The organism is Acidaminococcus sp. AM05-11, assembly GCF_003472805.1.
Taxonomy (GTDB): domain Bacteria; phylum Bacillota; class Negativicutes; order Acidaminococcales; family Acidaminococcaceae; genus Acidaminococcus; species Acidaminococcus hominis.
Genome location: NZ_QRMX01000041.1, coordinates 1 through 12,738 on the forward strand (window position 1 = coordinate 1; position 12,738 = coordinate 12,738).

Annotated in this window: 15 protein-coding genes; 4 read left to right on the forward strand and 11 right to left on the reverse strand. The window is 52.0% G+C overall.

Translation table 11 applies throughout. The annotated features are described in order from the left end of the window. Window positions 1–287: 287 nt before the first annotated feature. The 10 genes from DW089_RS10625 to DW089_RS10670 all read right to left on the reverse strand — a co-directional run bounded on the left by DW089_RS10625 (window position 288) and on the right by DW089_RS10670 (window position 8,034). Window positions 288–779, reverse strand: coding sequence for a DUF805 domain-containing protein (locus tag DW089_RS10625; protein WP_199614904.1), 492 nt, complete (start codon window positions 777–779; stop codon window positions 288–290). Between the two features lie 216 nt (window positions 780–995). After that, window positions 996–1,622, reverse strand: coding sequence for a DUF805 domain-containing protein (locus DW089_RS10630; RefSeq protein ID WP_199614906.1), 627 nt, complete (start codon window positions 1,620–1,622; stop codon window positions 996–998). Window positions 1,623–1,724: 102 nt separating this feature from the next. Continuing rightward, window positions 1,725–2,459: a hypothetical protein gene (locus tag DW089_RS10635; protein WP_105326595.1), complete on the reverse strand. Its 735-nt coding sequence runs from the start codon at window positions 2,457–2,459 to the stop codon at window positions 1,725–1,727. Window positions 2,460–2,584: 125 nt separating this feature from the next. Beyond that, window positions 2,585–2,791, reverse strand: a complete 207-nt coding sequence (locus DW089_RS10640; RefSeq protein WP_105326596.1) for a DUF951 domain-containing protein — start codon at window positions 2,789–2,791, stop codon at window positions 2,585–2,587. Then, window positions 2,772–3,440: a CBS and ACT domain-containing protein gene (locus tag DW089_RS10645; protein ID WP_105326597.1), complete on the reverse strand. Its 669-nt coding sequence runs from the start codon at window positions 3,438–3,440 to the stop codon at window positions 2,772–2,774. The genes DW089_RS10640 and DW089_RS10645 overlap by 20 nt, the downstream gene beginning before the upstream one ends. A gap of 16 nt (window positions 3,441–3,456) precedes the next feature. Further along, window positions 3,457–4,161: an ABC transporter ATP-binding protein gene (locus DW089_RS10650; protein ID WP_105326598.1), complete on the reverse strand. Its 705-nt coding sequence runs from the start codon at window positions 4,159–4,161 to the stop codon at window positions 3,457–3,459. Continuing rightward, on the reverse strand, window positions 4,161–4,931 hold the full coding sequence (locus tag DW089_RS10655) for an ABC transporter ATP-binding protein (protein ID WP_105326599.1): 771 nt from the start codon (window positions 4,929–4,931) through the stop codon (window positions 4,161–4,163). Before DW089_RS10655 ends, DW089_RS10650 begins: the two co-directional genes overlap by 1 nt. Then, window positions 4,906–5,874: a branched-chain amino acid ABC transporter permease gene (locus tag DW089_RS10660; RefSeq protein ID WP_105327407.1), complete on the reverse strand. Its 969-nt coding sequence runs from the start codon at window positions 5,872–5,874 to the stop codon at window positions 4,906–4,908. Before DW089_RS10660 ends, DW089_RS10655 begins: the two co-directional genes overlap by 26 nt. Window positions 5,875–5,883: 9 nt before the next feature. Then, complete coding sequence (locus DW089_RS10665; protein WP_105326600.1) at window positions 5,884–6,780, reverse strand: branched-chain amino acid ABC transporter permease; 897 nt, start codon at window positions 6,778–6,780, stop codon at window positions 5,884–5,886. A gap of 78 nt (window positions 6,781–6,858) precedes the next feature. After that, complete coding sequence (locus tag DW089_RS10670; RefSeq protein WP_105326601.1) at window positions 6,859–8,034, reverse strand: ABC transporter substrate-binding protein; 1,176 nt, start codon at window positions 8,032–8,034, stop codon at window positions 6,859–6,861. 335 nt (window positions 8,035–8,369) lie between these two features. Here DW089_RS10670 and DW089_RS10675 point away from each other — a divergent pair, with 335 nt between their 5' ends. The 3 genes from DW089_RS10675 (at window position 8,370) to DW089_RS10685 (ending at window position 9,756) form a co-directional block, all read left to right on the forward strand. After that, window positions 8,370–8,789, forward strand: a complete 420-nt coding sequence (locus DW089_RS10675) for a hypothetical protein (RefSeq protein WP_105326602.1) — start codon at window positions 8,370–8,372, stop codon at window positions 8,787–8,789. A 74-nt stretch (window positions 8,790–8,863) separates the two neighbouring features. Next, entirely contained in the window at window positions 8,864–9,163 is a 300-nt protein-coding gene (locus DW089_RS10680) for a LysO family transporter (protein WP_105326603.1), read from the forward strand. Beyond that, window positions 9,160–9,756, forward strand: coding sequence for a lysine exporter LysO family protein (locus DW089_RS10685; protein ID WP_105326604.1), 597 nt, complete (start codon window positions 9,160–9,162; stop codon window positions 9,754–9,756). The genes DW089_RS10680 and DW089_RS10685 overlap by 4 nt, the downstream gene beginning before the upstream one ends. A gap of 116 nt (window positions 9,757–9,872) precedes the next feature. Here the strand turns inward: DW089_RS10685 and DW089_RS10690 are convergent, their stop codons facing one another. Then, entirely contained in the window at window positions 9,873–11,525 is a 1,653-nt protein-coding gene (locus DW089_RS10690; RefSeq protein WP_255419960.1) for an NAD-dependent malic enzyme, read from the reverse strand. 195 nt (window positions 11,526–11,720) lie between these two features. Here DW089_RS10690 and DW089_RS10695 point away from each other — a divergent pair, with 195 nt between their 5' ends. Then, window positions 11,721–12,647: a LysR family transcriptional regulator gene (locus DW089_RS10695; RefSeq protein ID WP_118287263.1), complete on the forward strand. Its 927-nt coding sequence runs from the start codon at window positions 11,721–11,723 to the stop codon at window positions 12,645–12,647. Window positions 12,648–12,738 lie beyond the last annotated feature (91 nt).

A 12,738-nucleotide genomic window follows, 5' to 3' on the forward strand; every position in this document is an offset into this window, starting at 1 on the left:
GGTGACTTGACCCGCACATCTGTCAATCAATATTCAGTTTTCAAAGTTCGTCGCTGCTGTCTCACTGACAGCTTGTTTATTCTAGCAAACTTAGAAGTTTTTGTCAACCACTTTTTAAAATTTATTTTTTAAATCGTGATTGGCGCTTTTTCCTTCTAAGGACCGCCAGGCCTTTCGCTGCGTTTCCGTAACGAGAAAGCTTGTATATAATAGCACAGATATCGAAGGTCGTCAACTGTTTTTTAGAAAAAATTCCCCCTGCCAAACGGCTAGCAAAAACGCCGTTGTCAGGGGAAGTTCTCCCTGGTTTCGGTGTAGTCATACCGATTGGGCTTCCAGGGAGTAGGCGCCAGCAGCAGGTACAGCAAAAACAGTCCTTGGAGGGCAGGAATCAGGAGCAGCAGCATCCACCAGCCGCTGGCGTTCCGGTCGTGAAGCCGGCGAACGCCCAGGCTTAGGTGCATCAATATCAGGACGACGCCCGCAGTGCCTTCCAGCAGCAGCACAAAGTCGTCCCCCAGGCCGATGACGTCTCCCAGGGTATAGGCAAAAAGTGCCACCACCAGATCCGCCGCCCCCAGCCACAGGGACCGACAGAAATAATCTCCCCGGTGCACCCGGCCTTTAAAATTCAGATACAGCTGCCGCCACGTATCCTGGTCCGGCAGATTATCTTCCAGCATACGTTTCCAGGACCGATGGGGCTCCCCCTGGGCATAGGGATTGTACAGGGGCTGCCCGTCCCTTAGGGCTTCATCGCCCGGCCGCAGCTTCTCCACGGATATATGGAGTACGGTTTCCCCCTGCTGGGATCTGGTTCCAGACGGACTTCCGCCCTGCACTCCCGGACTTTGCTTTAGCGGCGTTCCGTCTTCGGAACAGAAATTTTCACTGCCCGGATAAATCTTATAACAGCGGGGACAAATTTTCACGCTGCTTCCCCCTTTCCCCAATCCACCAAAACACGCCTCAAGAGACCTTTTCTTTCTTTAGGTTTATTCCCCGTACTGGTTAGGTGCTTCTTCCGTAGGAGAAAGCAGCAGATACAGGGTGAGCAGCGGATGCACCACCGGAATCAGCATCAGGAGCAGCCACCAGCCGGTATGGTTCCGGTCATGGAGCCGGCGAATGCCCAAACTCAGGAACATGATGATCATGCCCACAATCACCAGTCCGCCCAGGCTGCTGATGACAGGTACAATCACACTGATGGTGCTGACCAGCACCATGGCCAGGAGCAGCCACAGCCACCGGCACACAAAATCTCCCCGGTGCACCCGGCCCCGGGTATTCAAGTACAGTTCCTTCCAATTTTCCTGATTGGGGAAGTTATCTTCCATCATCTGTCCAAACCCTCTGCTGGGTTTGGGCGGGACGTACTGATTCTGCTGAAAGTCTTTTTGTCCTTCCTGTTCTTCCTTTTGGAAGGTATCTTCCGTTTCTGCTTCTGCCTGCTTTTCCTCTCCCTGGGGCTCGGCAGCCTCCACCACCTTGCCTTCCTTTTCCGGGATCACCGGGGTCTCTTCCGAAGTAGGCTGCTCTTTTCTCATACTTTGGGACACGGGGCTCAGTTCCAGCCGGCTGCCATCAAGGGCACAGAAGTTTTGGCTATCTTCATACATTTTATGGCATTTAGGGCAGATTTTCATGACATTCTTCCTTTCTTGTCCATATATTCTATAGAGTTATATCATTAATTTCTTTTTATTCAACTCTCTTGTGTTTTATGAGTGGTGATGCTGGGCGTAATAGCTGGCCAGCATGGGACCGATATATTCGCCAAACTGGTCCGTTTTCTGGCTCCAGGCATCACTGACAGCGTAGTGGTCCGTCATGACGCCCTGGCTGTTGAAGGTACACAGGTACAGGGTCCGTGCCCTTCCATTGGACAGATCATAGCGGGTATGGGATAGGAGAATTTCCGTACCGTTTGCCGGTTCCTTCAGCCAGGTCTTTTCCCACACTTCATAAGTATCGCTGCCTTTTTTCTCCAACGTCTGGGGATTGAACCATTTCTTACCCAGTTTGGGCAGAGTCTTGCTGAAGACCCAAGGGCCGTTCAGCCGGGCATAGTCCCATTCGTACCGGGCCCGGGTAAACAGGGCCGTCATGGCCTGAAAGGGCTGCCATTCCCCGATTTTTCGGCTGCCGGTGACCTTTTGGCCTTTGGTATTCAGGGCATACACGCTCAGCTGCCGCCATTTCTTCTCTTTCAGGTCGTACTCCTGATGGCGCAGCTCTCCGGCAATACCCTGGGCACTGACCATCGGCCACTCCACCTTTTCCCAGACCTTGAGATACCGTTCATCCTGGGTCAGTTTCAGGCTGTCCCGGTCCATGGAGACCAGGCCTTCTTCACTTTCCCCCAGGGGCATCCACTGCACGGCCTGGGCCGGCGCTGGCAGCAGGGTCATAAGACAAACGGCTGCTGTGACGAACCAAGCCTTCCAGTTTCCCATACTCCCCACTCCTTCCGCCTGTTTATTTTTCCATTATAGCATAAAAAAGAAACCCCTTCTGCAAGAAGAATTTCTCCTACAGCGCAAAAAAGAGGACCGGCCAATAGGCACCAGTCCCCTGCTTTTTATTCCTTATGTTCCAATACATCCCGTACCGCTTTTTCGAATTTGGCCCGGGGCAGCATCACATAATGCCCGCAGCCCCGGCATTTGATGCCGAAATCCATACCGACCCGCACCACATCCCATTCATAGGAGCCGCAGGGATGGGCTTTTTTCATCCGTACAATGTCGCCAACGTGATAATCAATTTTACCGGACACTGGGATCATCTACTTTCAAAGTAGAGATATCAGTAATGTTGTAGCCTGCGTCACGGATGGTTTGGATAACATCCATAGCGTTGGTCAGGTCTGCACGAATGGTAATTTCCCGGTCATCATTTCCTATATCGCGGGTCAGGATGGAAATGATGTTGACGCCTCTATCCTTGAAAATGTTGGCCAGTTCTGCCAGAACCCCCACCTTATCCTTGGAATCGATGGTGATTTTGGTAGAGGTTTGGGCATAGCCCATCAGGTCCACAAATGCCTTGAACAAGTCCGTATCAGAAATGATGCCTACCACCTTGTTGTTGTCGTCCACCACCGGCAGGGCGCCGATTTTAAACTTGTACATCAGGTAAGCAGCCACTTCCACCCCGTCCACTTCCTTAACGGTAATGACGGCTTTGGTCATCAGGTCTTTCACCTTCAGCTTGCCCAGCAGGTAGTTGGCTTCATACCGGCTCAGGGTGCTGGCATCGGAGGGCGTAGCCCGGGCTACATCCCCATCGGTGATGATACCCCGCAAATGGCCTTCCTTATCCACCACCGGTACCCGGCGCAGATTGTTGTTGAGCATCAGTTCCTGGATTTCCAAAAGGGACTGTTCGCTCTCCACTACCTTTACGACTTTGGTCATCAACTCTTTTACTAACATGGTTTCTGCCTCCTCATCAGCCGCCCAAATAGGCTTTCTGTACAGCTTCGCTGGCTGCCAGTTCGGCTGCAGTGCCGGACAATACCACCCGTCCGGTTTCCAATACATACGCCCGGTCGGCAATGGACAGGGCCATGTTGGCATTCTGTTCCACCAACAGGACGGTGGTTCCTTCTTCGTTGATCTCTTTGATGATAGCAAAGATTTCCCGTACCAGCAAGGGTGCAAGACCCATGGAAGGTTCATCCAAAATCAGCAGTTTGGGACGACTCATCAGGGCCCGGCCCATGGCCAGCATCTGCTGCTCGCCGCCGGACAGGGTACCGGCCATTTGCCCCACCCGTTCTTTCAGCCGGGGGAACTTGGCGAAAACCTTTTCCTTATCCTGGGCAATACCGTCTTTGTCACTGCGCAGGTAGGCGCCCATGTCCAGGTTTTCCATAACCGTCATGTTGGAAAATACGTGACGGCCTTCAGGGACCTGGACCAGCCCCTGGCCCACCAGTTTATGGGCCGGAACGCCCACGATTTCGTGGCCGTCATATTCGATGCTGCCGTTTTTCGGTTTGATCAGTCCGGAAATGGTATGCAGGGTGGTGGATTTTCCAGCCCCATTGGACCCAATCAGGGTAACAATCTGTCCATCGCCTACTTCCAGGCTTACATCCTTGACTGCGTGGATGGCCCCGTAGAATACATCCAAATGTTCTACCTTCAGCATCAGGACACCTCCTCGCCTAAGTACGCTTTGATTACGCGTTTGTTGTGTTTGATTTCATCAGGGGTCCCGTTGGCAATGCAGATGCCGTATTCCAGTACGTAAATCCGCTGGCAGACGCTCATTACCAGACCCATATCATGTTCAATCAGAAGAATGCTTAAATTAAATTCTTTTTTGATCCAGCGGATCAGTTCCATCAGTTCCTTGGTTTCCTGGGGGTTCATGCCTGCTGCCGGTTCATCTAACAGCAGCAGGCGGGGTCCCGTAGCCAGGGCGCGGGCAATTTCCAGCCGGCGCTGTTCGCCGTAGGGCAGGTTCTTGGCCATTTCATCCTTCAGCTTATCCAGCTTGAAGATTTTTAACAGCTCCAAAGCTTTTTCCTCCACCGCAGCTTCTTCCGAGAAGTACCGGCCAAAACGGCCGATGGCTTCCAAAAGGCCATAGCGGATATGCTGGTTAAAGGCAATCTTTACATTGTCCAGTACGGACAGTTCGGAGAACAGACGGATGTTCTGGAAGGTACGGGCCACGCCCATATTGGTCACCTGGTACGGTTTCTTTCCGTTGATCCGCTGTCCGGCAAAGGTGATTTCCCCTTCAGAAGGTTCATACACCCCGGTAAGCATATTGAAGGCAGTGGTCTTGCCGGCGCCGTTGGGACCGATGAGGCCAATCAGTTCCCCTTCATCAATCTGCATATTCAAGTTGGATACAGCACGCAGGCCGCCGAAAATCATGGAGGCGTTATTCACTTTGAGCAGTTCCGCCATGAGATCCACCTCCCAGCTTTATAGATTTAAACATATTCAGGCTCAGTTCCTTGCTGCCAAACAGGCCCTGCGGGCGGTTCAGCATCAGGACAATCATGACAATGGAGTAGATGACCATACGCCATTCCGGATAATCTGCCAGAGCAGCAGAAATAGCGGTTAAGAGAACAGCACCGGTAACAGCACCGGTCATGGAACCCAGGCCGCCCAATACCACCATGGTCAGGATATCAAAAGAACGCATGAAGGTAAAGGATGCCGGGTGGGCAATGTAATAGTAATGGGAGAACAGGGCACCGGCGGTACCGGCAAAACCAGCTCCAATGGTGAAGGCCATAACCTTGTACTTGGTGGTGTTGATACCCATGGTTTCCGCCGCAATTTCGTTTTCACGAATGGCCAGGCAGGCACGGCCGTCTGCCGAATTCTTGAAGTTTTTGATGACGTATACCACAAAAACCATAATCCAGAAGGCAATGGGGAAGGTGGTCAAACGGGGAATCCCCATGAAACCGGAAGCCCCGCCTACATAGTTGATGTTCAGGATGGCAATCCGGATGATTTCCCCCAAACCCAGGGTAGCAATGGCCAGATAGTCACCGTCCAGCCGCAGGGTGGGCATGCCAATCAGGAAGCCCAGGAAAGCAGCGGCCAAAGTTCCTACAATCAGGGCAAGGGCAAAGTCCATTCCCAGTTTTACGGTAATAATGGCGGAAACATAGGCGCCTACTGCCATAAAGCCGGCATGGCCGATGGAGAACTGTCCCGTAAAGCCGTTGATCAGGTTCAGGCTTACGGACAGGATGATGTTGATCAAAATCATGATGACGTTGGTTTCCCAATAGTCATCCAAAACTTCCTGGTCAAACAGCAGATAGAATACCACAAAAATCACTGCAAAAATGCCCAGGCCCAGTAAATCCTGTTTGCGTAAATTTTTCATGGCTCCCACCTACACTTTCTCTTTCACGTTCTTGCCCAGTAAGCCCGTAGGTTTATAGAGCAAGATGATAATCAGGATGGCAAAGGCTGCTGCATCACGGAAGGTGGAGGAGAAGAAGCCGCTGACCATGGCTTCTACCAGACCCATGATGATGCCGCCCAGCATAGCGCCGGGGAGAATGCCGATGCCGCCTACAACAGCTGCAATGAACGCCTTGATACCGGGCATCATGCCCATCAGGGGATCAATGGAGTTGTAGTAGATGCCTACCAGTACGCCGGCGGCAGCAGCCAGGGCAGAACCCAGGGCGAAGGTCATGGAAATAACCCGGTCGATGTTGATGCCCATGAGCCGGGCTGCGTCTGCATCATAGCTTACCGCTCTCATGGCCTTGCCGGCTTTGGTCCGGTTAACGATGTAAGTCAGAACCAGCATCAGGATAAAGGTGCTTACCAAAATGATGATCTGCTGGTTGTTGATGATGATGCCGCCGATGTTATAGACCGTGGGGGCAAAAATTGCCGGGAAGGTCCGGGGCTGGGGCGTAACCAAAAGTATCATGCCGTTTTCCAGAAAGAACGATACGCCGATGGCGGTAATCAGGGCCGCAATCCGGGGTGCGTTCCGCATGGGGCGATAGGCAATCCGTTCAATGATGATACCAGCAATAGCGGAGCCCAGCATGGCCAAAACGATGGAAGGCAAAAAAGGTAAACCAAACTTGCTGGTGGCTACATAGCCAATATAGGCACCCACCATGTAAATATCACCGTGGGCGAAGTTAATTAATTTGATGATGCCATAAATCATGGTGTACCCGAGGGCAATCAGCGCATAAATGCTGCCCAGTGACACCCCGTTTACAATTTGCTGTACAAATTGTAAAGCAAAAGAACCCGTGTCCATAAGCCTTTCTCCTTTGGAAAAATTTTGGCGTCAGGTCAGTTGAGCCTGACCCAACGCCATATAGACTGAATTTGAAACTTACAGGTTAATCTTTTCTTTGAAGGTCTGTACGCCGTTCTTCATTTCGATGATGATACCGCCGGATACAGGGTTGTGATCCTTATCCAGGGTGAATTTCCCAGTGGCTACTTGGAAATCTTTCATCTTGGCCATTTCGTCGGCAATCTTGGTACCATCGGTGCCGCCAGCTCTCTTGATGGCTTCGGCTACAACCAGGCCTGCATCATAGGAGTGGATGGCAAAGGTATCCGGTTCTGCGTTGTATTTGGCTTTGTAGTCTTTGATGAACTGTTGTACATGGGGATCTTGATCCTGTGCGGAATAAGCGCTGCTGAAGTAGGTGTTGTTCAGAGCATCAGCACCAGCAATTTCTGCCAGTTTCGGGGAATCCCAACCATCGCTGCCCAGGATTGGGCAATCCAGGCCAACTTCACGAGCTTGTTTTACAATCTTGGAAACTTCTTCATAATAAGCCGGTACATACAGGGCTTGAGGATCAGCAGCCTTCAGTTTGGTCAGGGCTGCCTTGAAATCTTGGTCTTTAGCCAGGAAAGCTTCCTTGGCTACAACCTTGCCGCCGTTTTCTTCCAAAGTCTTGCCGAATACTTCCATCAGGCCTTTGGAATAGTCACTGGAAGAATCATAGAAAATAGCCACATTCTTCACGTTCAGGCTCTTAACCGCGAAGGTTGCCATAACCTTGCCTTGGAACGGATCCGTGAAGCAGGCACGGAAGATGTAGGGACGAACCTTGCCTTTTTCATCCACCGTAATGCCAGGTGCCGTAGCTACAGGAGCCATCAGAGGAACCTTGGCGTTGGTGACTACAGGCGTGGCAGCGGATACGCAGCCGCTGGTAGCAGGTCCAACAATAACAGCAACCTTATCCTTGGAAATCAACTTGGTTGCCTGGTTGCCAGATTCAGAGGGCTCGGATTTGTTGTCCGCCTGGACAATAGTAATCTTTTTGCCGTTTACCCCGCCTTTGGCATTGACTTCATCAATAGCCATTTGGAATCCGTTGTAACAGGATTTACCGTAGTTGGCAACGTTGCCGGTGAGTTCAAACAGGGCGCCCACCTTGATTTCATTGCTGTTAGCTGCTTCTTTCTTACTGTCACCGCAGCCTGCAAACATGGTTGCCATTACCGTTGTCATGGCGATAGCGCCGACCGCTTTTTTCCATCCTTTCATCCATAACACCTTTGCTTTCTAGGGGATTCTTGCCAGGGAGCTGTACGAAAGACGGCCGGCCTTGCAAGTTAAGCCTATTATACGTACTTATTCGCGGTTTTGCAATACTCTTTTTTACAAAATTGATGCGAATTTTTAATTTGTATACCGTTTTTATGTACATTTTGTGAAGCGTATGTATTTAATGGATATTTGTCTATTGTGAAAGATATATTTCATGCATTCAGATTTTACATGGAATCCTATTTTCAGAACAATAACCGGACAGAAAGAGAAATTGTCAGGATATGGACCTATCGTGTATAATGAAAGGCGGAAGGAGCGTTGATCAGCCTATGCATATCCATGTGGTTCCCTTATTCTGCTGGCTGCTGGAAATTATCTTTTTGTTCCGGTACCAGACCATCTATTATTATATGCAGACCTTTCCCGGGCTGCTGCGCAGCAAGCGCCCCTCTCCGGTTCGGATTATTGTCATTGACCAGGGATTCCTGTTTTTCCTGCTTTTTTATCTGGGGCGGCTGATTTTCTTTTTCTACTGCCTGTTCCTGATTTTATTTGATGATATTTTATGGGAGCCCGCCTCCATGCTGCTGATTCTGTCCGGCTATGAGCAGCTGGCCGTATTCTACCAGATTCCTGGTATGGCCATCCGGGACCCCAAAACAGGCATCCGGTTTCCCACCCATTGGTTCATGCTGGTAATCCGGGGCCTGTCCCTATACGTATTGGGACATCTGGCTTTTACCCTCTAATCCCGCTGGATGATGGCCGGCTGCTGCAGCTGCCGGCTTTTCTTGTACCTAAATTACGAAAAGGAGCTGACTTCATGACCGTTATCCTGCTTTGCATGGCGCTGGGCATTGCGGCCGGCTTGGTAAACCTGTTTTCCTACAAAATAAAGCTGGGCCTTAGCCGCATTTCCCAGGCGGCCCTATGCACCATGATTTTTTGCCTTGCAGCCAAAATTGGCAGCAATCCCCAGCTGCTTGTCCAGTTGCGCACCCTGGGCATCCAGTCCCTGGCCATCTGCCTGGGCAGCATGCTGGGCAGCTTTCTGCTGCTCCTGATAGTAGAGCGGATTTTTGCCCGGGAAATCCACACCCTGTTCCAGGAGGCCAAGAAATGATCCGGCTCATTCTGCTCTCCCTGGTGCTGGGCTTTGGCGCGGGATATGCTTTTCTGACCCCGGACCAGGGGCCCCTTTTGGACACCATTCTCATGAACGCCCTGAACATCATGATTTTTGTTTCCGGCATTGAAATCGGGGAAAACAAGGCTCTAATCCGGCAATTCGTCACGCCCAGGAATTTAAGCCTTTGTCTGGCCATTCCTGCGGCCATCACCCTGGGGAGCCTGACCCTTGGCACGTTATTTGGCCTTTTGACTGGCCTACCCTCCCGGGACAGCCTCCTGGTCAGCGCTGGTATGGGCTGGTACAGCCTGTCGTCCGTGGTTATCGGCTCCCTGTATTCCACCAAGGTGGGCGCCATTGCCTTTATTGCCAATTCCCTCCGGGAACTGCTGTGCTTTATTTCCGTGCCCCTTTTGACCCGGTGGTACAAATTTCCCTGTATCGGCCTGGGCGGCGCCAGTACTATGGACTCCACCATGCCCGTACTGTTAAAGTACATCAATACCCCTGCGGCCATTTTGGGCTTTGTCAGCGGTTTTCTTCTGACTCTGGAGATTCCCTTTCTCCTGACCTTTCTCATGCCCTAAGGGCCAATTTTCCCCTTACAGCGCACAAAAAAACAAGGAAGCAGCCAGCGTATAGCTGGTCACTTCCTTGTTTTTTTTGTGTGTGATTTATCCCAGGAGGCCTTGCGGCTGGAATCTTACAGCTCTTTATATTCAGCTGTCCATTGGCTGTCCAAAACAGCTTGGGCAGGGTCGGCAATGGCTTTTTGGTTGACGCCTTCTTCTACAATGCGCTGGGCCACCTTCTGGGCCAGCACCACCGTGAAGTCCTGGAGATGGGTAACCGGCGGCAGCACAGAGGCACCGGCGTTTTCCACCTTTACTTCATCAGCCAGGGCATGGGCAGCAGCTGCCAGCATTCCCTGGGACACGCATTTGGCGTGGCAGGCAGTTACGGCCAGTCCCATCCCCGGGAACACCAAGGAGTTGTTGGCTTGGCCAATCTGGTACTTCACCCCTTGGTATCCCACTTCCTGGGAAGCAGTGCCGGTAGCCACCAGGGCCCGGCCTTCCGTCCAGGCAATCAGGTCCGCAGCCTTGGCTTCTGCCAGTTCCGTGGGATTGCTCAGCGGGAAGACAATGGGGCGTTCCGTATGGGCAGCCATTTCCTTGACGATGCTTTCTGTAAAGGCACCGCCCACCGTGGAGCAGCCCACCAAAATGGTAGGATGAATGGCTTTTACCACTTTTTCCAAGGTGTCCAGGTCGTGACTGTCCGCAAATTCCGTTCTCTTGCGGGTAAACAGGTTTTGTTGGGGGGTCAGGGCATCGGAATCCTCAAACAGCAGGCCCTGTTGGTCCACCAGGTAGAACCGGTCCTGGGCTTCTTGGGGGGTCAGGCCCTGGAGCAGCATTTCTTCGTAGACCTGGCGCACAATGCCCATGCCGGAGGTGCCGGCGCCAAAGCACAGGAATTTCTGGTCCGTAAGCTTCTGCCCGGAAATCTTCAGGGCGCCCAGAATGGCTGCCAGGGTTACCGCCCCGGTGCCTTCAATATCGTCGTTATAGACGGCAAATTGGTTGGCGTATTGGTCCAGCAGACGGGCTGCATTTTCCCGTCCAAAATCCTCAAAATGGATGTACAGGTTGGGGAACAGCTTTTCAGCCGTTCTCACAAAGCGGTCCACAAAGGTATCGTAGGCAGCGCCCACAATCCGTTTGTGGTGCAGCCCCAGGTACAACGGGTCATCAATCAGGCTCTGGCGGCTGGTGCCAGCATCCAGTACCACCGGCAGCACCTTGGCCGGGTCAATGCCGGCAGCGGCGGTGTACACCAGGATTTTCCCGGTGGAAATGCTGACCCCGTTGGTGCCCCAGTCCCCGATGCCCAGAATGCTTTCCCCGTCGGTAACTACGATCAGTTCAATATCCCGGCCGGCAGCCCCGTTGCGCAGGGCTTCTTCGATATCCCCCATGGCGTCAATGGACAGGTAGACGGCGTTTTGGGGAGTGGTGAACAGTTCGCTGTACTGCTTGACGCTTTCGGCTACGCCAGGAGCATACAAAATGGGCAGCAGCTGTTCCAGATGATGGGAGAACAGGTAAAAGAACAGGGTCCGGTTCCGGCTGAACAGCTTCATCAGATAGTGGCGCTGTACTGCCCGGTTAGGCCGTTCACAAACATTTTCGTAAGCCTGCTGGGCCTGGAGTTCCAGGGTTTCCACATGGGGCGGCAGAATGCCCACCAGCCCGTATTTTCTCCGTTCTTCCAAAGAAAAGGCAGTGCCTTTGTTCAGGAAGGGATCGTTTAACAAATCATAACCCATTTTCGTTGCAGCCATTGTACTTATCTCCTTTTTCTTCCAGGCCTTGGCCTGACTTCGTCGGTGGTTGGGACCGGCTACAGATTTATCTTTACTTCAGTGCATACAAAATACATTTTCGTGATTCTGTAGCAATTTTACACAGGCAGAAAAAGAAAGTAAAATACATTTCTGTTCTTCACCCAAACTTTTAGTTATAATAAAGACAGAAGGAGGTGCCCCATGAAACTGACCCAAATCGAATACTTTATTGCTGTCTGCCAATGCGGCAGCTTCACCGGAGCCGCAGAGAAATGTCATATCTCCCAGCCCGGGATTTCCAAGGCCATGCAGGAACTGGAGCAGGAATGCGGGGTAGCCCTGTTCCAGCGCAACCGGAACAACATCCAGGTCACCCCCCAGGGCCGGATTCTGCTGGAACACGCCCAGCAGTTCGAGAACCATTACCAGAATTTGTGCCAGGTGGTAAAGAATCTGGCACACAGCCGGACCCTGCTGCGGATTGGGGTGGCCACCATGCGGGGAAACACCATTTTCCCCAAGCTCCACGGTGCCTTTTTAAAGGAACATCCCCGAACCACCATCGAAACCATCGAGGAAACCACCAATGTGCTATACGAGCTGCTGGACCGGCAGGAAATTGATTTTGCCCTGTGCGTTACCAACCATATGCCGGAAGAGCCCTATCACCACCTGCTGCTGCGGAAAAGCTACCTGAAACTGTTTGTCCGGAAGGACCACCCCCTGGCCAGCAGAACATCCCTGAGTCTGAAAGAGCTGAAGGACGTGCCTTTGGTCATGTTTTCCGACCATTTTGACCAGACCACCTATATCAAGCGGATGTTTGCAGTCAGCGAGGTGCAGCCCCGGATTGTCCACCAGACCTCCCAGGTCTTCACCATCCTGGAATACATCCGCAGTGAAGCGGCTGCCGGTTTTCTTACCGAAGAAATTGCCAGCCAGGAACCGGACCTGGCGGCCATTCCCATTACCGAATTCCATCCGGCCTTTATTACCCTGGTGTGGAACAAAAATGTGCGCCTGCATCCGGCCATGGAAGAATTTATCCGTTTCGTCAAGCAGTCCAGGTTTATCCAGCCTTTGGAACCACCCCAAAAAGCGGAACCGTCCAGCTCTGCTAAAAAATAAAAAAGCCTTCTCCAGCTGCTGCAGCTGGAGAAGGCTTTTTTTAGGCTCATCACGGAAAATTGGGGGATACGAAATCTAAGACAGAATTTAA

Excerpts from the sequence above, each read along its gene's own strand:
- DW089_RS10630 (WP_199614906.1), bottom strand. The coding sequence starts at position 1,622 with ATGTATGAAGATAGCCAAAACTTCTGTGCCCTTGATGGCAGCCGGCTG.
- DW089_RS10635 (WP_105326595.1), bottom strand. The coding sequence starts at position 2,459 with ATGGGAAACTGGAAGGCTTGGTTCGTCACAGCAGCCGTTTGTCTTATG.
- DW089_RS10640 (WP_105326596.1), bottom strand. The coding sequence starts at position 2,791 with ATGATCCCAGTGTCCGGTAAAATTGATTATCACGTTGGCGACATTGTA.
- DW089_RS10645 (WP_105326597.1), bottom strand. The coding sequence starts at position 3,440 with ATGTTAGTAAAAGAGTTGATGACCAAAGTCGTAAAGGTAGTGGAGAGC.
- DW089_RS10650 (WP_105326598.1), bottom strand. The coding sequence starts at position 4,161 with ATGCTGAAGGTAGAACATTTGGATGTATTCTACGGGGCCATCCACGCA.
- DW089_RS10655 (WP_105326599.1), bottom strand. The coding sequence starts at position 4,931 with ATGGCGGAACTGCTCAAAGTGAATAACGCCTCCATGATTTTCGGCGGC.
- DW089_RS10660 (WP_105327407.1), bottom strand. The coding sequence starts at position 5,874 with ATGAAAAATTTACGCAAACAGGATTTACTGGGCCTGGGCATTTTTGCA.
- DW089_RS10665 (WP_105326600.1), bottom strand. The coding sequence starts at position 6,780 with ATGGACACGGGTTCTTTTGCTTTACAATTTGTACAGCAAATTGTAAAC.
- DW089_RS10670 (WP_105326601.1), bottom strand. The coding sequence starts at position 8,034 with ATGAAAGGATGGAAAAAAGCGGTCGGCGCTATCGCCATGACAACGGTA.
- DW089_RS10675 (WP_105326602.1), top strand. The coding sequence starts at position 8,370 with ATGCATATCCATGTGGTTCCCTTATTCTGCTGGCTGCTGGAAATTATC.
- DW089_RS10680 (WP_105326603.1), top strand. The coding sequence starts at position 8,864 with ATGACCGTTATCCTGCTTTGCATGGCGCTGGGCATTGCGGCCGGCTTG.
- DW089_RS10685 (WP_105326604.1), top strand. The coding sequence starts at position 9,160 with ATGATCCGGCTCATTCTGCTCTCCCTGGTGCTGGGCTTTGGCGCGGGA.
- DW089_RS10695 (WP_118287263.1), top strand. The coding sequence starts at position 11,721 with ATGAAACTGACCCAAATCGAATACTTTATTGCTGTCTGCCAATGCGGC.